This window comes from Spirosoma sp., assembly GCF_026391055.1.
Taxonomy (GTDB): Bacteria; Bacteroidota; Bacteroidia; order Cytophagales; family Spirosomataceae; genus Spirosoma.
The window spans coordinates 19,179-39,377 of sequence record NZ_JAPLET010000021.1 but is presented as its reverse complement, the minus strand read 5'-3'; the positions used below and the strand labels follow the sequence as shown (position 1 = coordinate 39,377).

Annotated in this window: 13 protein-coding genes; 2 read left to right on the top strand and 11 right to left on the bottom strand. The window is 50.0% G+C overall.

Translation table 11 applies throughout. The features are described from left to right. Window positions 1–31 precede the first annotated feature (31 nt). The 9 genes from NT073_RS14745 to rpe all read right to left on the bottom strand — a co-directional run bounded on the left by NT073_RS14745 (window position 32) and on the right by rpe (window position 14,137). Window positions 32–1,033, bottom strand: a complete 1,002-nt coding sequence (locus NT073_RS14745) for a hypothetical protein (protein WP_297374867.1) — start codon at window positions 1,031–1,033, stop codon at window positions 32–34. A gap of 36 nt (window positions 1,034–1,069) precedes the next feature. Continuing rightward, window positions 1,070–3,787 (bottom strand): hypothetical protein, encoded by a 2,718-nt coding sequence (locus NT073_RS14740; protein WP_297374866.1) that lies wholly within the window; start codon window positions 3,785–3,787, stop codon window positions 1,070–1,072. Window positions 3,788–3,904: 117 nt separating this feature from the next. Continuing rightward, complete coding sequence (locus NT073_RS14735) at window positions 3,905–4,666, bottom strand: glycosyltransferase family 2 protein (RefSeq protein WP_012927099.1); 762 nt, start codon at window positions 4,664–4,666, stop codon at window positions 3,905–3,907. A 234-nt stretch (window positions 4,667–4,900) separates the two neighbouring features. Next, window positions 4,901–6,061, bottom strand: a complete 1,161-nt coding sequence (locus NT073_RS14730; RefSeq protein WP_297375060.1) for an acyltransferase — start codon at window positions 6,059–6,061, stop codon at window positions 4,901–4,903. 80 nt (window positions 6,062–6,141) lie between these two features. Then, on the bottom strand, window positions 6,142–7,935 hold the full coding sequence (locus NT073_RS14725) for a hypothetical protein (protein ID WP_297374862.1): 1,794 nt from the start codon (window positions 7,933–7,935) through the stop codon (window positions 6,142–6,144). A gap of 2 nt (window positions 7,936–7,937) precedes the next feature. Beyond that, the gene (locus tag NT073_RS14720) at window positions 7,938–9,734 is read right to left on the bottom strand and encodes a glycosyltransferase family 39 protein (RefSeq protein WP_297374858.1); all 1,797 of its coding nucleotides are present in this window, start codon (window positions 9,732–9,734) and stop codon (window positions 7,938–7,940) included. Window positions 9,735–9,794: 60 nt separating this feature from the next. Continuing rightward, on the bottom strand, window positions 9,795–11,909 hold the full coding sequence (locus NT073_RS14715) for an OmpA family protein (RefSeq protein WP_297374855.1): 2,115 nt from the start codon (window positions 11,907–11,909) through the stop codon (window positions 9,795–9,797). A gap of 110 nt (window positions 11,910–12,019) precedes the next feature. Continuing rightward, window positions 12,020–13,423: an alpha-amylase family glycosyl hydrolase gene (locus NT073_RS14710; RefSeq protein ID WP_297374852.1), complete on the bottom strand. Its 1,404-nt coding sequence runs from the start codon at window positions 13,421–13,423 to the stop codon at window positions 12,020–12,022. Window positions 13,424–13,465: 42 nt separating this feature from the next. Continuing rightward, window positions 13,466–14,137, bottom strand: coding sequence for a ribulose-phosphate 3-epimerase (gene rpe / locus NT073_RS14705; RefSeq protein ID WP_297374849.1), 672 nt, complete (start codon window positions 14,135–14,137; stop codon window positions 13,466–13,468). Between the two features lie 250 nt (window positions 14,138–14,387). On the opposite strand from rpe, the gene ligA reads away from it, so the two are divergent. Continuing rightward, on the top strand, window positions 14,388–16,478 hold the full coding sequence (gene ligA / locus NT073_RS14700; RefSeq protein WP_297374846.1) for an NAD-dependent DNA ligase LigA: 2,091 nt from the start codon (window positions 14,388–14,390) through the stop codon (window positions 16,476–16,478). 148 nt (window positions 16,479–16,626) lie between these two features. Further along, a complete protein-coding gene (dapA, locus tag NT073_RS14695) occupies window positions 16,627–17,523 on the top strand; it encodes a 4-hydroxy-tetrahydrodipicolinate synthase (RefSeq protein ID WP_297374843.1) in 897 nt (298 codons plus the stop codon). An 81-nt stretch (window positions 17,524–17,604) separates the two neighbouring features. On the opposite strand, the gene NT073_RS14690 is transcribed toward dapA, so the two are convergent. Together NT073_RS14690 and NT073_RS14685 are read right to left on the bottom strand one after the other, a co-directional pair. Further along, window positions 17,605–17,805, bottom strand: coding sequence for a hypothetical protein (locus NT073_RS14690; protein ID WP_297374841.1), 201 nt, complete (start codon window positions 17,803–17,805; stop codon window positions 17,605–17,607). Window positions 17,806–17,896: 91 nt separating this feature from the next. Continuing rightward, on the bottom strand, window positions 17,897–20,122 hold the full coding sequence (locus NT073_RS14685; RefSeq protein ID WP_297374838.1) for a DUF5916 domain-containing protein: 2,226 nt from the start codon (window positions 20,120–20,122) through the stop codon (window positions 17,897–17,899). Window positions 20,123–20,199 lie beyond the last annotated feature (77 nt).

The following is a 20,199-nucleotide window of genomic DNA, read 5'->3' as shown; positions in this document are numbered from 1 at the left end:
CCGATCCGCTGAGCAAAAGCATACCGTTTACTTAAATCTGCGCTTTCTGCCGCACAAGGTCAAGCCAGAGGGCGCGGCCTTCACAACTCCAGTGCGTATCACTTTTCAGATAAGGCGGTACAGGACTATTTTTATACGCTTCGTAGGTATCAATAAACGGCACCTGTAAAGCTGGATTTGCCTGAATTCGTTCGATGAGGTGATTATAAGCCGCTCGCTCAGGCTCCAGAATACTGGCTTTGTTGGGGATGATCGACAAATAAACCGCATCGAAACCAAGCTGTTTGTATCGACTGGCGACCGAATTTATACTGTCGACAAGCGTGTTTACCTCAGCATCGGTCAGGCTCGAAAACGATGAATTTAATGGTTTGCCGGTATCGGTGTCACTGCGTAGAAATACATGTTTTCTGTCTTCAGACAGGCTCACGCTGCTACTTGCCCGGTCGAACCAATTTAGCGTCAGGCTGGCTTTTAGTTCTTTAAACCAAAAGGCCCAATCGCGGCTGAACAGGGTCGATTCGAGCCGTTCCTCCATGTCGCTCCGGTGAAATTCGTTGCTTAAACGTTGCCAGAAAGACGGGCGCAGGCTGGGATGTTGAGCGGTATCTTTCTCAACGACAAGCTCCTGTACGTCTCCGGCGAAATGCTCCCGAACGTGCCGTTCGATGGATTCAATTAATAAGACATTCCGTTTGGTCGGATCGAGTTGGGCCCGTTGCCGGAAGTCCCAGGGCACCCGCTGATAACGGCTAACCCGGAAATCGTCCTGACTGAGCCGTTCGGGTTCCGAAAAGCTATCCCCAATCAAATATAGGTGCGTGGATGCCGTGTCGGTCGACCGGTTTGACGGTGAGCAAACAGGCTTTGGTTCTTTAAATTGAGGCAGCGCGGAAAGGCGATATAGATCGCCAAACCGATAGTCGTCGGCAATGATACCAACCTGATAAAGCCAGTGAGAAACTGTGCTCGACAGGCCTCCACTCCACAGGAGGAGCGCAAAAAGAATAATTATATACCGAAGAAAACGCATAGATCACAGGGCGTTGGGCAGAGGACAGGCAATCCCTTACCGAAGTCGAATGCTGAATAACTGTACAGCCTGCTGGGCTCCACTTAAAATATATAGCTCATTTGTTCGGTCGTCGAACTGAACGGCAACCGGGAAATCACTTGGAATAGGGCGGTCGTTCAGAATACGGCCATTGAGGTCGTAGAGCATGGTGAAGCCGCCCGATTTAACACTAATCAACTCAATTCCTGATCCGAGTCGATGGTAACGAACATTGTTGCGCCCCGATTGTAAGGCCCGTACGTCGAACCGGCGTTTACCCTGCTGGTCCAATACCGCTATTTCTGTATCGGTCGTTCGTAGCAGCAACCAGTTCGTCTGATCCTCATCGGGAAACAGCCGGAATTTACCATTCCGTACCGGGCGGTATAACTGAATACGTTTGGCAATCAGGCCGTTTCTGGTCAGCGTAAGGAGCTGCCCTTCATCGGTAATGGTTCGGATCTGGGTTTGGTCGGGAGGTAACAAAGCGGGACCTATGAAACGTATTTCTGGCTCTTCTTCATTGGTTCGTTCTACATGGGTTGGGAAATGCGGATACTGGGTGCCGTTTTCGCGCCAGTGGTTCAGGGTACCGTCGGCCTGGATCGCCAGAATATCCATACCCGTTGGGGTAGTCATAACCTGAAAAGGCAACTGCAAAGCTCCCTTGTGCGAGGCCGTTAAAAGCCGGATAAACGTTCGGCGCTGTCGGTCGAGGGCATAAATATGGCCATCCTGATGCGCAGCCAGTGCAACCAGGTTGCGCTGTTGACTTCCCCGAGGGCGAGCCAGAAAGGATGCGTCGATGCCCGCCGGGAGAGGAATGGATTGAAGGGCAACCTCTTTTCGGATACGAACCGGATCGGCAATGTACAGGGTTCGGTCGGTCATGAACAGGTACTGTAGTCGCCCGTTGTTCAGGAAATCAACGCCAAGGGCATTGCTGCGAATGGGACCGTCAATGTTATTCTGCACCAGTTTGTCGCCTTCCGGAGTTACCAGTACAAACTGCCCAGCATTATTCTGGGCGTAAAACTGGGCAGAACTGTCGCTCAGCGAGCCCGTTACGATCGGGGCCGAAACGAGGGGAGCATTAAATTCGGTTTTCTTTTGAAGCAGAAGTTTATTAAGTACGGCCCGGCTAGCCCGGCGGGTGGTACGGCCCAATATTACAGTCGATTGGATATTCTCGTTGCCATAGCTAGCCTGATAAGCCATATTTTCCAGATTAGCCAAAGCCGATGTTCCGGTGGCAGGGTCAACTTTGTCGAGTAAGTTTTGCCAACCCAGTGGCCAGGTGTTGAGAACGCTCATTTGTCCTCGATTTAGTCGGGCAAAGGCCGTAAAATTGGCCGGTCGAAGGGTTTCATTCAATAACTCGGCCTGGCGTGCGTCGGTCGACCAGACGGCACCGCGCTGAATCTGCTGTAAGTAATCCAGCATGGCATCCTCACTGTTGGCAATAACCAGCGACGAACCATGCTGGGTGATCCAGCTTTGCGGAAACCCCGAAAATAGACTGCTGAAAAGGGATGCCGGCAGCTCAGAGACTTTGAGGAGCAGTATCTTATGGCCGAGGTAACTTTTTGGTAACGACGCAGCCTTAGCTCCTGATCGGTACGCAACCTGCTGGTACATGTTGGCAAGTTGTTTACCATTTTGGGCCGTCAGTACCAAAACCTGCCGTGGAGCCCCCGTCCTGGATTCGAGTCGACACAGCAAAATATCGCTGCCCAGCGACTCATACAACGGTTTTGTGTCGACTTGTATCTGCCGGAACCGCTCGCGGAGGAAGTCACCGGATGCCGAACTTAGCAGCTTGCTGAGAGACTGACCAAACTGCCCTGCATCACTGATGCCAATGTGGTATAGTGTCGATGTCGATTGAGGAATCAGATAGGCATGCTGAATACGACGGGGAGCCTGACCGGCAAATAAAGCCGCCACATCCCGTCGATTTCCAATTTGGTCGACGGCATACCCAATTAAATGCGAGCGGGAAGCCGATTGCCGAAATTGAAGGTTCAACTCTTCCGGCAGAAAAAGTTTTACTAGTGAGGCCGCATTGCTGAAAAGCGATTGGAGTACTTCCGGTCGAACTGACAAACCCGCCAGATGATCGTCGTCCAAACGAAAATCGGGTTCGTCAGATACAAACCTCAGGGGCTGATGCATTCGTTTGGCAACATTCTCAATCAGAATGCCCGATACACTGCCTACTAAAAAGTTATCGGTCAAAATGAATGAGCCAACCGGTTCATTTCCTCTGGCGACCAGGTCAAGGATTTTTTCACCGGCAAATGTGTGGTTCAAGACACGGTACCGGCGTGGGTCAGGGTTGGTTACCCGATTTAGAAAATCCTGATCAGCCGAACTGATAGGAATATAGAAAATAAAGTCGAGCGTCGTTTTTGAAATCGAGTGGAGGGAGTATCGGATATTCCGGCCCGACACAAATTTCAGAACGGTCGCTGTATCGGCCGTTGCGTACAGGAACCGGTCGAGTTTCTGGCGAGCCTCATCAAAAAATGGTACCTGCCGAAGCGACATCTGGGTACGCAGCGTGCGCGCTGATACGGTATCCTGAAGACGATCACTTGCCAGCACCAGCAACGCTCCCGGCGGCACCAGCGATCCAACCGTACGACTCGCTGGAAAAAACTGTCGGTAACCCAGCCAGCCACCAATCAGCAGCCCCACTGCACCAAGAGCAATCCAGAGACTTCGTTTCATAATTGATAGTGAATCGGTGCGTCAATATATGATAAGTGGCTGATGCACGAGTATTGCTTTCGCGTCAGCCACTTATCATGTATTAACGGACCACTTACTGACGTATACCCTACATTTTTAGGCTATTACCGGTTCCGGTTTCTTCAGAGCTTTCACTTTACCGCCTAATTCAAAACGGAATTGAGCCAGTTCTTTAAAGCTTTGAATACATACTTTCAGTAGCTTCCATTTCAGGATTGAAACCGTACCTGTAACCCGCTCTTTGTGGGTAATTGGAATATCGAAAGTATTGTATCCGGCCTTTTTTGCCATGACGGCCAAAAATATATTAGGTGCAAACGGAGTTGGATCGGGCAATTGAGCCAGTAACTTCCGCAGGAATGTGCCCCGGATGAGCCGGAACGGAATATTACTGTCCATAATGTATGTGCCATAAATAAAGGCAATGCTCCAGCGTAGAATGCGGGTGATGAGTAGGCGGGCCGGGGCGTCATAACGCTCTTCCCGGTAGCCCAGAATAAACGGCGATTTGCTGCGCTTCTCCCAAAGCTTTTCAAAATCGTCGGCAATGAACTGGTCGTCGCTATCCGTTTGAAATATATACTCTGAGTCAAGGGCTACCGCCTGCCGATACCCGTTCACAACGGCGTTACCATGCCCACCGTTTGGTTGATGCACAACCAGCAGTTTTGGGTAGAGGTCTTTAATTTGATCCAGTATAGCGCCCGTTTTATCGCGGGAGCCATCATTAACAACTATCAGACGCGTATTTTCGGTAGGAAACTGGCGGGTCAACAAATCAGTCCACTGCTTAACAACAGTTTCGATCACTTCTTCTTCGTTGTAAGCCGGCATTACAATTGACAGCAGGAGACTCATACTTGGCTAATTAGTGAAAACTCATTAACAGACATTGAAATCGGCATCTTGATTGAGTGGGATAGTATTCGATGCAGCCGATATTCAGAGACGATAATAGTGGTAACTATGTTTTTGATTAAGAGGATTCGCAAATATAGGAAATTGTTATCGGTGAAATGTGTAAACTAACCTGACCTTAGCGAGTGGCTGATTGACAATCATTCCGGGAGTAGGGTACAAGGAGTTAAGGGATTAATACGAAAAGCGATCTTTCAGATTATTAATCGGTTTTTCAATCAAAAACCAGGAAATTGTTGCCAATGCGACAGTTAATGCAAGATAAAATGAAAATTGGAAAAAATAGGAACTTGTCAGGAAAGGCATCATTTCGGAAAGGCGTTTCCAGGCTCGAACCGTAAAATGAGTTGGTTGCGTGTGAAAAAAGTTAAAGACGAAATTATGAAAAAGGTATAGTCCGTAACTGATGCGGCCCATGTATTGACTGACCGGATTTTCGAGCACCCATTTCATTGGCCCCCTGAATCCAACAACTGCCCGGCCAATGAGAAAAAAGCCAAACAGGGAGCCGATCAGCCGTTCCCACACATCGGCCACCTCGTTATGATACCCAATTGATGGTGTCTGGGCCAGCCAGTTTGTGAGCCATACCGCCCCCAGAAACGCCAGCAGGCTGACAACAACCCAGGTCGACGATTGAAACAAGCGGGTAAACCACTCACGTCGATACAGCCAGGTAAAGGCCATCAGCATACCCAGACCAAACGCATCCAGGCATGTGGGCATGGACACGTACCCGATAAACCAGGGCAACTGCTTATGAAACAGAATATACCGCAACCCAACGCTGCCAATGATCATAAGCACGGAGGTGAGCGGAACCCACCGGCGCGGCATGATAAAGAGGAGTAAAGGGAAAATAAGATACACCTGCTCCTCAACGGCCAGTGACCACAAGTGATCGACGGTGCCCATCCAGGTAGCATAACGGGCTATGTATATGTTGGATGCATAAAGAGCCAGCCACCCAAAAGTTCGGCGGACGGGTGGTTCGTTGATCAGGTATAGAACAAAAAGCGTCAGGTAATAAATTGGGAAAATACGCAGGGTACGGCGTATATAAAACGTCTTGAGGTACTTGCCCAACCCTCCGTTTGGCTGGTTGCTTAGCTTGTCTTTACTCGACAGCAGGATACGGGTTATCAGAAAACCGCTTAGTACAAAAAAGATCGTAACGCCCAATGCCCCCAATGCCAGCCCATCGGCCCGGCCAACCATCCAGTGGTCGAACAGAACCATGCCAACCGCAATGAACCGGATGCCGTCCAGCTGCCGAAGGTGATTCAGCGTTGAACGGGCAGGGACAGAGGCTGGTATAGACGATTGGTTAGACAAATTGGACGAAGGGTGCTGCTGATGAATCAAGTGTGTGTTGAATTAAACCAAAAATCAACTCGAACGAACCACTCTGGAAGCTACCAGTTTTTGGTACTTACGGTAGCCGGTGGGCCTTTTGAAATTAGTTGCTGATTGGTAGGATACAAACTAAAGGTAGTTGGACTCGTCACCTTCAACACAAACAGTCGATAACTGCCTGCTTCCAGCTCCAAATCGAGAAGGGTTGCTCTAAATCCATTCGTGAATACGCTGGCCGGTTTGAATCGTGCCGTCAGAACAGACTGCTGGTTTTGCCAGACCGGAAACAAATACATCCGTTTTGCCGACCGGGCGACCACATAAGCCCCTTCATCACGCAAACCCTGGAAAGGAAAGGTTGCGTTTTCAATCGAGAAGCCACCGTTGATTTGGGTCAGTTTTAAGTCGATAACCGGTTGTTGGGCGGGGCCGAATAACACCGGTAATGCCGCGTCATAGAAGGCTGGAGAGGGGGGCGTATACTTCTTTGATACAGAATCGGAGGAAATAACGGGCCGGTTGGTTGTAAACGTCCAGTTGAACTGATTGGTTGTCAGCCAATGCCGCCACCAGATGGTTTCGTCCAGAAACGCATAATATGTCAGACCTGCAAATACGCAACTGCCAAGCACACTTCCCATCATCCACCACCGGGCCAGACGCCCTGGCAGATTCGCCACCATGTAAAAATACATCAATGATAAACCCGTAAGAGAGTACATTTTGTACCGGCTCGTAATGAGTAAATCGACCCCAAAGCCCGTCCGAGCCCAGGCGACAACGAGCGTTGTTCCCAAAATGAAAGCGGCACTACTCCAGAAGAAGAGTGTACCGGAAGCCATTACTTTTTTCGTTTTCAGTGCGTTTGTGTTACGCGTTGCCAGCGCGTTGAATAACTTACCGATAAGAACTCGGTTGGTCCAGAGCGTCTGGACGATCACACAAACGATGGCCGCAAACAGGATAGCGCCCAGCAAAAGGCATGTACGAAGCGGAGCGCGAGCCGGGAGGGCTTCGGCGGCTGCTCCCAAAACGGCAAACCAGCCTTTTAACAGATCGGTGAACCCTGGTTTTACATAAGCAATGCCATCCGGTTTTTCGAAGCCGGTGAAATAAAGGCCGATTACGAGTACAGCCCCAGTCAGCCAGCCGAGCAGAGGTCGGTAAAGTTGTCGACTGGTTGTAGGCGCGTAAGTCGGTAAACGCAGTGCGAGAATAACAAATCCGATTGGCCATACCATGAGACCATTACCGCTGGTTAGCGTTGCCAGTGTTGCCGATACCAGCGCCAGCCCCCATAAAGGGGTGTAACTCAAAAAATAGAAAGCCGCCAGTACCCATAACACAACGGAGAAGTTTTGCAGAGCGGCCATCCCCCAATACATATTCTCCCACTGCGAAAGGTTGAAAAGCAATAGGGCAACCGGGAGGGCATAAAATGCGGTTAGTGAACCAGGCATCGACCGGCGCAGTGCAGCGGTGAACACCAGTAGCAAACCAACCAGACTCAGGTTGCCAACCAGCATGAGGTGGACAAAGTTGAGCTTCCCAAACAGCGTGTAATCGAGTCTCGTGATGAGCCGGTCATACACAATCCGGTGTTCGTTATGTTGCCGGAAAAGCTGGTAGATTTTACCCGAAACGGTCGATTCCTGATCGGAGTAATACAAAAAAGCCCGCAGGGCGTGGTCGTCCCATTTAGGAATAGCTATGGCATAATACTGCCAGACGAAGGCAAAAAACAGGATTGGTAGCCCCAGCAATACCCACGAAATACCCGGCAGCCAGCGCAGCACTGGCTGTGGCAATTCGGGTTGTCGTGATTTATCCGTTATGGGCTGTTGTGTGATCACTATTAGTACCGGTATTTGGTGCCTTCAAAATCGAAAATTGTCACGCGTTGTTTTGTCTTCCCTTTTACCAGAATGATACGGTCGGTCTGGGTGGTATCCATACGCTGGTAATACGTAGCGTCTTTGGGCAGATACAGGTTTGTGTACTGTGCGTCGATGATTGAATGCGTTGTATATGTATTCTCTACTTCGTCGCGTGGCGCTGTTCGGGGAGACGGATATAAAACGGTGTCGCCCGGCGTATACATACTCTTTATGCGGTTAGCGGCTGTGACATACGGGTTTTCGATGCGGTAGTGGCCGTAGTACGTGTATTTTGGCGCCTGATCCTCGTAAATGCGGTACAGCAAATCGGCTATGTAATAACCCTGCAAGAGCAGAACTGCTGCCAGTGTCAGCCGAAGGTAAGTCGGCTGGCGGAACACCTGCCGAACGGTCAGGCCCACCAGAATGAGCGCATAGGGGAAGGAAAAGCCGGAATACCGTTGAGTAATACCATACGTATGCCCGTTCCGAAAGGCGATGGCAATCAAAAACAGGGTGGGTATTGTGCTCATCAGCACCAGCAGAAACAGAAACCGGCGCTCAGGTCGATTTGTGTACCCAATGAATGCCTGACTCAGCAGGTAATAAAATAGAGGAACAGCGGCAGCCACAATCAGCCGGGGCGATTGTACGGAATATAAGGCAAATCCGACCACCAGCAACAGTGGTGTCAGAATGCCAACCCATACAGGTACGGAGCGCCCCCGGCCAAACCGGTGGATGATCACCACCGCCACACAGCCCAATGCGAAGGCAATAACCAGATTCCGGAAAGCGAGTGTATCTGTTGAAAGACCGTTGGAGAACATAAACAAATCGGCCAGAACAGGAATTGATTTCTTCACCACATTGCCCACCGTAGCGGGCAGAATGATGCCAAACCCATTATTGTACGGGTTCGTCAGGGCTAGCCCGCCATACAGTTTGGCCTGATACGCTAAGGTTTGAAAGGTGTACTTCCCCCCGCCAAACACGAACCAGGGAATAATCAGGCTAACGGCTCCTCCGATGGTACTAAGCCCCAGGCCAATGTATGTTTTCAGGTCGCGATTGAACAGTACCAGATAAAGCCCATGGCATAAAAAAATAGTTACGGCCAGGTAATGGCCGAGCGTAGCCAGCGCGAAAGATAAGCCGTATCCAATGTAGAGGCCAACGGGTTGCTTGCCTTCAGCCCGTCGGTCCAGAATCCGTAGAAAGAGATAAGTGCCCAGCAGACTGATAAATATGGTCATGCAATAATTGCGGGCCATGTGGCTGTAGGCAATGAAAAAAGGTTCAATGGCAGTCAGAAAGGCACATAGCAGCGCCAGTGAGTCGGAACGCAGGTATCGTCGAACCAGCAAAAAGACCAGTCCTACAATAAGCGTACTAAACAAAATGGACGGCATTCGGATGGAAAGGTCACTAAGTCCGAAAACCTGTATCCAGGCCCAAAGCAGCGCGTAATGAGAGGGGCTATTCCCAATGTCGGTTTGGATGATGGCCCTGATATAATCTTTTAGGGGCTTTTCTTTCCAGAATTCTTTGGGGGTGAAATAGGTCTTGCCCGGTGTAAAAAACACATCGTGCTGGTTATATCCTTCGAGAGAGATGCCTGAGGTATTGATTAATGTGAATTTTTCATCGAGATACAGGCCATGAACGCTGGATTTATAGAGCCGGAGGCCTAAAGCAAACAGGAGAATCAAAAAAATGAGCAGGCGTGGAGAACTCAACTGGGCAAACAAACCGGAACGGTTATTGGTAATCATGCGGTCAGAAGTGATAGAATTCGGCATTTGGGGACAAATGTAAGCCACTACCCACCGGTTTTACAATTTAAGGATGGTGAATTCTACTCTTCGGTTAAGTTTACGTTTCTCTTCGGTTTCGTTACTGGCAATCGGTTTGCTGGGTCCCCAAGCTTTGGTCTGGATACGGTCGGGCTTGATCCCCTTCTTCAGTAGGTACTCTTTTACCACCCGCACGCGGTCTTCGGCCAGTTTCATATTTGGCTCCCAGTCGCCCTGATTATCAGTATGGCCTTCGATGAGCAATTCCATCGTTGGATGCGTTTCCATCATGTCAACCATCTTGTCGAGCTCTGCATCGGCACCGGGCAAAAGAGTAAACTGGCTCTGCTGGAACAAGACCTCGCGCATGGTGATTGTCTGACCGGCCTCGATTTTAGCGAGGTAAAGGTTCTTTTTTATGTCGCGGAAACGCTTGTCTTTGCTCAGGTCCAGGGTTTCTATCGTTGGGAAGTACCCTTCTTTAGTGGCCGTCAGCACGTACGTTTTTTGAGTTGGCAGAATAAGTTTGAACTCGCCGGTTTCGGGGCTGAAGTCAACTTTGGTCAGGGGTTTCTGTTCTCCAAACAAGGTCGACACGATCTCCGAGGCAATGGGCTTCTTCGTTTTTGAGTCCAGTACTAACCCGGAGATAATGGCAACAGGGTCAGGCTTAATGGCAGGGTATAACTTCAGCCGGAATATATCATCTTCACCCAGCGACCCCGACCGGGAGCTTAGGTACGCATAATCGCCGGACGCCGGAATGGTAAAATATCCATCCCATTCGTTTGTATTGATTGCTGGCCCCAGGTTTTCGGGTTCACTCCAGTTACTCCAGGAATCATCGAGCCGACGCGACACGAAAATATCCCCATTGCCATAACCGGGATGCCCCCCCGACGTAAAGTATAACGTGCGGCTATCGGCTGCCAGAAAGGGAGAACTCTCAAAATCCGCGGTATTGATGACGTTGCCCAACGAAACGGGTTCCTGCCAGCTGTTGTCTGCCTTTTGAAAAGAGATATACAGGTCGCGGTCGCCCTTTGTATCTTTTCGCTGTACGGCCAGAATAATGGCGTGCCCATCGGGCGAGACACAGAACTCGAGCTGATTTTTCTCGTGAAGGTTATAATTGTTGGCAATGCGGCATTCGACCGGTTGCGACCAGCCCGTTTTGGTCCGGATGGATTTGGAAATACCAAACGACATACCCCCATCAGGGCGGTACACATTGATCAGGTAGGCCGTCCGTCCGTCGGTAGCCATGCCGCTGATGGCGTTGTCGCCGGTATTGTTGATGGGAGAGCCGATATTTACCGCTTCACTCCAGCCGGATGGATTTCCGCCAACACCCGACTCCAGGGTCGAATACCAGACGTCCTGCCGGTCTGATGCACCAATATTGGCTTTATTGAAATTGCGGGTAAAATAAAGCGTTCGGCCATCGGGCGAAATGACGGGAGCCACCTCTTGCCCGGCTGAATTCACCGTTTTGCCCAGGTTCTCTTTCTTGATTTCTTTCGGTATGTCTTTCGAAATGCTCAAGTTCACCGAAACGGGTTTGCTATCTTCAGAAATACCAATCGCATCGATCTGGTTAATACCTTTCAGGGCTGCGCCATTGATAAAGACTTTTAGCTGAGTGCACAGAAAGGCGGTATCTTTCGGGAACAGGCGAAGCAGCGGGTCGGGTCGTGCCTGAATCGTTGTTGCTTCGTAGATCAGGTGCTCGGTCCCTTTAGAGTCGATGGCCAGGACACGCACCACCGATCCCGGATTTACATTCTCGGCAATAACAACCTGGCGGGCATGCATGGGTTTAGCAAAGCCTACCTGTATCCACTCATCGGCCGTGCCATCGGCATAAAAGGGTGCCCAGGCACAGGGACTTTCGCCCGTATTCGGTAATTTGCTGGGGCGACCCAGGGCCTGAGATGCTTTATACTGTTCGCCGTAGGGCTCTCCTTTCTTTTCGGAAGACACCCCAATTGCCCGACTGGCCCACTGCACATTGCCATTGGATTGCTGCTGAGTGTCTGCCAGATTGTTTGGTCGCTTTTGGGACTCGGCCGAACGGGTCCCGGTCGACTGAGTGTGGCCACTGAATGGACTGATTAAAAGGCAACTAAAGAAAAGGATACGTCGCGTAAGCATAAGATTAAACGCTCTATAAGCTCTAATATAGGCAGCAAATCCTATTGAAAAAAGCAGTATTTGTCGAACGGAGCCCTCTGAGGATCGTTCTGAAGGTTAAACAGTGATGGCTAGTTTGTCATGACCCGGTATTCCCAGGGTTTTAGCGTAATCGTGATTTCAGGTTTCAGTTCAACCGGCTGATGACTGAACACATCGGTATAGGTACCGGCATACCCATCGCCTGTTAGCCGAGCGGTTTGGGGCTCATTGCTCAGGTTCAGGAAAACTGTGACGCGGTCGTTGTCCCGTTGCCGGTAAAAAGCGTATACTTTATCATCGTGATCAGTCGGGATTTTAACCGCTCTGCCGCCATCCAATCCGTTCCAGAGTGCCCGGTTACGGTGTTTCAGTGTGAGCAGTGTTTTGTAAAAATCGCTCTTGGGGTAATTATTCCAGACAATGGTATCTTTTTCGAAAAACGCTAACCGTTTGTTTAGGTTAGCCTCCATACCATTGTAGATCAGCGGCATGCCTTCCAGCGTGCTGCTCAGGACAACGAGGGCGTCGGCTGCGGGACCGAATGATTCTGCCAGGGTGCCATTATTGGCGTTCTCATCATGATTCTGCGTGAACAGCATCTGATAGTACCATTTGGGAAACCGTTTCTGGTTGGCTTCGCGCAGGGAGTCGATTTTGTCGGCGGTGCGGGCCCCCTTTGCTACAGCTTTCATCATGGTATGCATACTCCAGCCGTAATTCATGTTGAAACAACTCTTGAAGTGGTCTGGCTCATCTTCCCATTCGGCCAGCATGAATACGGTTTTTATTTTATCCAGCTGGGGCCGTAGTTCAGCCCAGAAATCATTCGGAACAAACCCCGCTACATCGCAGCGGTAGCCGTCAATGCCGCATTCTTTAACCCAGTACTGCATGGCATCGATCATGCCTTTGCGCATATCGGGGTTATTGTAATTCAGATCAACGACATCGGTCCAGTCGGTAGGCTTTCCGGTTTTAGGGTCAATGGGTGCTATCATTTTGCCGTTCACCTTGGTGTACCAGTCCGGGTGCTCGTTTACCCAAACGTGGTCCCGGCCGGTGTGATTAGCTACCCAATCCAGCACGATTCGCAGACCCAGGGCGTGGGCCCGATTAACGAGGGATTTGAAGTCGGCAAGTGTACCATAGGCCGGGTTAACGTTTTTGTAATCCGCAATGGCATAAGGGCTACCGAGTGTTCCCTTCTTATTTTTCTGGCTGATTGGATAAATCGGCATCAACCAAACAATATCGACCCCCAACTCTTTGAGTCGTGGCAGTTGCTCTTCAACGGCTTTGAAATTTCCTTCTGGCGAAAACTGGCGAATATTCACTTCATAAATCGTCGCATTTTTAGCCCACTCGGGAGAGGGGGGAGCGGACTGTTTTGTCGTATCGGAAATGACTGTTCCGCTTTGGTCCGTTTTTGTTTGTTGACAGCCCGTTGCCAGTAGCAACGCACTTAACAGGACGTGCAGGTACGATTTATTCATGAAAATTAGACCAGATCAGGTAAAGTATATGTTACGGATAGATTAAGCCATCAACGGTAGATGGCTATTTTTTAACTGAGTAATGGCCACTAAGGGGTCGGGCGCGTTAAAGACGGAGCTACCCGCTACCAGCATATCCGCTCCGGCATTGAGCAGGGACTGAGCATTGGATAGACTAACGCCACCATCAACCTCAATTAAGGCCGGGCATTGATTTGTCTGCAAAAACTGTTTGAGTCCCGCAATTTTCTGAATTGTGTGCGGGATAAATGCCTGCCCCCCAAAACCGGGATTGACGGACATGATCAGGATAACGTCAATTTGCTCAAGCACGTCGACCAGTCCGGAAACAGGCGTGTGTGGGTTCAGGGCAACCCCCGCCCGGCAACCCAATTCACGAATGCGGGAAAGCGTCCGGTGCAGATGGGGGCAGGCTTCGTAATGGGCATGGATAGTGGAGGCACCCCCTTCGGCAAACGCTTCCAGATAACGGTCGGGGTCCGTAATCATCAGATGGACGTCCAGCGGTTTTTTGCAATGTTCATGAACCGCCTTAAGGAGGGGAAAACCGAACGAAATATTTGGCACAAAGACGCCATCCATGACATCAAAATGAAGGTAATCAGCCTCACTCCGGTTAATTAAATCAAGATCGCGTTGCAAGTTAGCAAAGTCGGCCGCAAGCAGCGATGGAGCAATAAGAGGCTTTATCATGGACGTAAGGCAATAGTTGAGGCCTAATAGTCAGCACTTCTGAGTATATTGAATCAAAAAAACAATTAACTGAAAACTGACCACTCTAAACACACAACTTTTTTATCCCGTAAAAATACTTTTTTTTGGATGAACGAAGAAACAATAACGATGTTGCCCGTTTAGAACAAAGGAAGTTTTGGATAACGGCTAAACTGATGTCCAGTGAACAAAAGCTGAGAACGGCTGCCTAACGATTGAGAAGTATATTATGAATCCGGAAGAACAAATCATTGACCTAACGAACCGACTGAATCAGTACAATTTTCAATACTACCAGAACAGCATCTCGGAAGTAGACGATTTTACCTTCGATAAGTTACTTGCCGACTTAACGGCTCTGGAAAATCAGTACCCCGAATTTAGGCAGCCCGACTCGCCAACGGCTCGTGTGGGGGGGACTATCAGCAAGGAATTCAAGACGGTTTATCACCGCTTCCCGATGCTTTCGCTGGGGAATACGTATTCTGAAGAAGACCTCATCGAGTTCGACAAACGCGTACAGAAAGGGCTGAACGGGCAAACGTACGAATACATTTGTGAGCTGAAATTTGATGGTGTAGCCCTTAGCCTAACTTACGAAAATGGAGTACTGGTACAGGGTGCAACCCGTGGCGACGGCGTCCGGGGTGATGATATTACCAATAATATTCGAACCATCCGGACTGTCCCTCTGCGTATAGGCGCTGGACACAAGGCCACACACACGCAACCAGAATCTGACCCAGTTGTAGCTGCCCTTCCAACCCTTTTCGAAGTACGTGGCGAAGGATTTCTGCCGTTAGCTGAATTCGATAGGATTAATAAAGAGCGGGAGGATATTGGTGAGCCGCTGCTGGCAAATCCAAGAAATGCAGCCTCCGGAACGTTTAAGCAACAGGACTCCGGCGCGGTCGCCAAACGTCGGCTCGATTGTTATCTGTATTCGTTTTTATCCGATACAGATATTTTTCAAACTCATGAAGAGAGCCTGGTGGCCATGAATGACTGGGGGTTCAATGTGTCGCCAACCTGGCGGAAGTGTACAAACATTCAGGAGGTAATGGCGTACATTAACGAATGGGAAACCAAACGATTCGATCTGCCCCTTGGTACCGATGGTATCGTGATTAAGGTGAATCGATACGATCAGCAACGGGATTTGGGCTACACCGCCAAAAGTCCACGCTGGGCTATTGCCTTTAAATACAAGGCAATGGCCGCCAGTACGGAGCTAAACGGCATTCAGTATCAGGTGGGCCGTACGGGAGCCGTCACACCGGTTGCCCTGCTGACTCCCGTATTGCTGGCGGGCACTGTTGTGAAACGGGCTTCGCTACACAACGCCAACGAAATCGAGCGGTTAGGCGTAATGATGCATGATACCGTTTTTGTGGAAAAGGGAGGGGAAATTATCCCGAAAATAACAGGTGTCGACCTGAACCGGCGTACCGATAAAAGCCAGCCGATTATTTACCCTACCACCTGCCCCGCTTGTGGAACAGCGCTTATCCGAAAAGAAGGGGAAGCACACTTTTACTGCCCCAATGAGCAGGGGTGCCCGCCCCAGCGGCAGGCCCGCTTTGAGCATTTCATTCAGCGACGGGCTATGAATATCGAAAGCCTGGGCGAGGGAAAAATTGAACTCCTGATCGACCGTGGGCTGGTACAGACCCCCGCCGATTTGTATGACCTGAAGGCGACGGACCTACTGGGGATTGAAAAGGTGTTTTTAATGGAGGAGACCGGTAAAAAACGTGTCGTCAGTTTTCGCGAAAAAACGGTTGAGAACATACTCACGGCCATAGAGCGCTCGAAATCGCAGCCTTTTGCCAATGTTTTATTTGGGTTGGGTATCCGTTACGTGGGCAATACCACCGCCGAGAAGCTGGTTGATTACTTCGGGTCGATGGATGCCATTATGAATGCGACACAAGAGCAGTTGCTGGCCGTTCCGGATACGGGCCCGCGTATTGCAGAGAGTGTCGTCGCCTGGTTTGGTGATGCCGACAACCGGGAGTTTGTGGAACGACTGAGGGCGGCAGGGTTGCAATTCGCGGGAGAGAAAAAAGTAGTGGAACAGGAAGGCGACACCCTGACCGGCAAAACATTTCTATATACCGGAACCTTTGCCAATTTCAGCCGTGAGGAACTGGAGTCCCGGATTGAGGCCAATGGTGGTAAACTACTCAGTGGAATCTCGAAAAAGCTAAATTACCTGATCGTAGGCGAAAATGCCGGACCATCCAAGGTTGAAAAAGCGAAGAAACTGAACGTCCCCATGATTGGCGAAGACGAGTTTATGGCGATGCTGGTTGTGTAAACCGGTTGCGATTCACGATGAGGTGTATGCGTTAAAACACCCGCTGACATCGTGCCGCAAGATTTCTCGTTCATTATGGTAGCCTAAACGCATGACGGCTCTATAAATTCCCGTAACTTTGTCATAATATACATTCCTGTTTCCCCTAATGGATACCAAATTTCACGGCGTGGGTGTTGCTATCGTGACGCCTTTTACCGCTGACCAATCAATTGATTTCGACGGCTTCGGCCGTGTCGTTCGCCACATCTCCGATGGGGGCGTTCGCTATATCGTCCTTCAGGGCACCACCGGCGAATCGCCAACGGTGACGAAGCAGGAGAAGAAACAGTTACTCCAATACCTTAAGGAAAACAATCCAAAGAATCTGCCTATCGTTTTTGGGGTGGGGGGTAACGTCACTGCCGATGTCGTGTCGGGCATGAAGGATATTGATTTTGATGGTGTCGATGCTATTCTGTCGGTTTGTCCCTACTACAATAAGCCCGGCAAGCGGGGCGTCATTGAGCATTTTACCCGCGTTGCCGACGCCAGTCCAGTTCCGGTTATCCTGTATAATATTCCGTTTCGGACGGGCATCAACATGTCAGCCGAAACAATTTGCGAACTGGCCCAGCATCCCAACATAATCGGTGTTAAAGAAGCGTCTTGTGTGATTGAGCAGTGCATGGAAATTGCCCGCGATAAACCCGAGGATTTCCTTTTGATTTCCGGCGACGATGTGCAGGCTGTGCCCATCATCAGCATTGGTGGTGTAGGCGTAATGTCGGTGATTGCCAATGCATTCCCGGCTAAATTTACGGGCCTGATCGATGCTGCTTTACAGGGTGATTTTGCTTTTGCCCGTAAAGAACTTTCCCATTTCCTGCGTATCGACCCGCTCCTCTACGAGGAAGGCAATCCGGTAGGGGTAAAAAGTATTCTGGAGATTATGGGCATAATTTCGGCCGAGGTTCGGTTGCCGCTCATGCGCGCATCCGACGACTTAGCCGAACGGCAGCGCGCGGTTCTTCAACGTGATGGCTTACTGGAACTGGTTGCCTAAGCCAGCTTTAATAAATAACAAAAAAGCCGAATCCTGAATGGATTCGGCTTTTTTGTGCGTAAGGCTATATATGCTAACCGGCTAAACATTGCTGTTGCCGCCACCACCGCCAAATAGCTTTGAGACAATCCAGATGACAACGCCGATACCGACAACAACCAGGATAACGCCTGTCCAGACACCGGTTTTAAATATGTCGCCAATAGCTGCGCAACTGGTCAGCGTGAGCGTCAGGAGTACGGCGACCAGGGCCGTGGGGAAATAGCGCAGAAGCGTTTTCATAATCGTTGGTTTTAAGTGTGTAGTAGTCATGACTACCGCTGGTAGATTGCTTAAACAACTGACATTGGCACCGTTTGTTTACGGCACAAAATCAGATATTCCACCAGTAAGTCCACTTTAATACCAACGCGCGGTTTTTGACCGAGAAAAACCCCGCCACATCCTGGCCGATCTGTGCTGAATTAGGTAAATAATTATCCGTATACACCAAGAAAAAATCGGATGCGGGCTTGTAGCGCCATTGTACGCGCGCATTGACATTCATGTTCTTTTGCTGCTCGTTGTACTGGACAAACGTGGTCAGATACAGGGTATTGGTCACGGTTACGTCGAAACGCGGGCCTACAAGCCAGAACGTCGTTTGGCCCCAGGGTTGGGGCAACCGAATATCGTTGTAGTTGGCACTAGCCGCTAAACTCACGTAAGGCTGAAAACGGTAGCCAATATCGGCTGCCAGGTTTAAACGGGTGCCATTGTCATAGTAGCCGCCGTAACGGGACGAAAAACCATAGGTGAATACACTCTGTGGTTTAGAGTCGAAGTCCGTTCCCCAGGCCGTCCAGCGGTGTTCAGTACCCGTTGCCAGCGTTTGCCGACCCGTATTCGTTGGGTCAAAGGGTTGTAGTAATCGTACATAGTCTGTGGCGATCCAGCCCGTAAAAACGCTTTTACTGCGGAAAGTGACAACATAGCTAAGAACAGATTCATTATCGCTTTGTCGCCCGGCCGGGTCAAAAAAATACGTCGATGTTGCCGTTGGACCGTGGCTGAGCACTCCGCTGCCCGTTGGGAGAAACGTATAACCAACGGTTGCCAACGCGCGTTCATACCCCCGACGGGGCACATAACCGGCTTCGGCCGTGTAATTCTTTCCAACTGATTCCAGTTGACCACTAATGAGCCAACGGCGCGTGTTATACTGAAGGTTGGCCGCGTAAACGGCATCCTCACCCGATTGGGTAGGACTAAATGATTTAACGTACAACGCCTTGCCCGACCAGAAATTATTAGCCGAGGCCAGGTTGTACTCCAGCCCCAGGTTTCGGTTGTAACGCGTATAAAGCGGTTTGTCGGACGTTGGGGTGTAGGAAAGCGATTCTTTATTGACGAAGATCATGCCAATGTTCGACCGCGCCGAAACCCTACGTTGTAACGCCAGAACGGCGAAATTCTGTGCCGGAAGCGACTCTACACCAGGCCCCATATCTTCGACCCGTCCCGTTTGCATATCCATTACGCCCAGTCGCCAGTCTTTATTCAGCTTCCCGCTCAGGCGAGCCCCAAACCGAATGGGTACTCCACCCAAACCAATCCGCCGACTAAAAAATGGTCGAATCGTGGCATAGCCAAAATTGGTAAACTGATCGCCGTTCTCCAGAAAGAATTGTCGTCTTTCCGGGAAAAATAACTCAAAACGGTCGAGGTTCGTTACCTGTTGGTCAACGTCAACCTGCGAAAAGTCGGGATTTACTGTTAGGTCAAGATTCAATGACGAGGTAACGGCCACCTTAGCGTCGAGTCCGGCATCGAAGCGACTTTTGTTAGGAATATTTTGCTGATAATCACGCGTGACACCGCTCAGCATGTAGGGGATGAGTGAGATGTTCGGGCCGGGCTGTGGTGGGGGCTGGTCCCAGACCAGTACGCCCGTTAAGGCCAGAGAGGCCGTCGGAAATTGCCGCTGAATGGGTGTCCAGGATGACTTCTCTGTGGTTTTTAAATCCTGCCGACTGAAGTTAATCCCCCAGCGCGAAATGCCCCGTTTGTACCGGATGGTTTTAAACGGTATGGCCATCTCCAGAACGTAACGGTCTGGGTAATTGCGGACGGACGATGTCCATTTGTTGTCCCAGCTCAGGTTCGCTTTGCCACCTTCGTACAACAAACCATCCCATTGGGCTCCGGCGGCATTGGTACCAAACGTAAACCCGTTAGTCTGGTCGTCGAAGGTGTCCATGAAGAAAATGAAGTTGTCATTTTTCCCGAATGCCCAGTCTCGCCGGAGTGATTCGACTATATATGGGCCAGGTACATCACCGTGGTAGCATACGGCGCTCAGATACATATTGTGGTCGTCGTAAGTCATACGGACCTCCGTACGAACCTTGGCGCGGCTGGTGTCCATGGGCAACACCATCCAGAAATCGGTTGCCACTTCGGCTGCTTGCCAGGCTGGTTCATCAACCGCACCATCTACGATAACCGACGAGGTTGCCTGGCTAATATGCAACTGATACTGCTCATTTTTCTTTTGAGCCAGTACAGGTAAAGAATAGATGAGTGAAAAGAACAGCGAAAAAATCAGTAAAAATTTCACCAAGTAAATGCGTTATAAAGCAATACGAAAAGAGTAGAAGGGTGCAAATTTACCCCGATACTACATAAAAACATAAA

Coding starts and splice junctions, on each gene's coding strand:
- rpe (WP_297374849.1), bottom strand. CDS start 14,137: ATGATAAAGCCTCTTATTGCTCCATCGCTGCTTGCGGCCGACTTTGCT.
- NT073_RS14745 (WP_297374867.1), bottom strand. CDS start 1,033: ATGCGTTTTCTTCGGTATATAATTATTCTTTTTGCGCTCCTCCTGTGG.
- ligA (WP_297374846.1), top strand. CDS start 14,388: ATGAATCCGGAAGAACAAATCATTGACCTAACGAACCGACTGAATCAG.
- NT073_RS14735 (WP_012927099.1), bottom strand. CDS start 4,666: ATGAGTCTCCTGCTGTCAATTGTAATGCCGGCTTACAACGAAGAAGAA.
- dapA (WP_297374843.1), top strand. CDS start 16,627: ATGGATACCAAATTTCACGGCGTGGGTGTTGCTATCGTGACGCCTTTT.
- NT073_RS14715 (WP_297374855.1), bottom strand. CDS start 11,909: ATGCTTACGCGACGTATCCTTTTCTTTAGTTGCCTTTTAATCAGTCCA.
- NT073_RS14710 (WP_297374852.1), bottom strand. CDS start 13,423: ATGAATAAATCGTACCTGCACGTCCTGTTAAGTGCGTTGCTACTGGCA.
- NT073_RS14690 (WP_297374841.1), bottom strand. CDS start 17,805: ATGAAAACGCTTCTGCGCTATTTCCCCACGGCCCTGGTCGCCGTACTC.
- NT073_RS14740 (WP_297374866.1), bottom strand. CDS start 3,787: ATGAAACGAAGTCTCTGGATTGCTCTTGGTGCAGTGGGGCTGCTGATT.
- NT073_RS14720 (WP_297374858.1), bottom strand. CDS start 9,734: ATGATTACCAATAACCGTTCCGGTTTGTTTGCCCAGTTGAGTTCTCCA.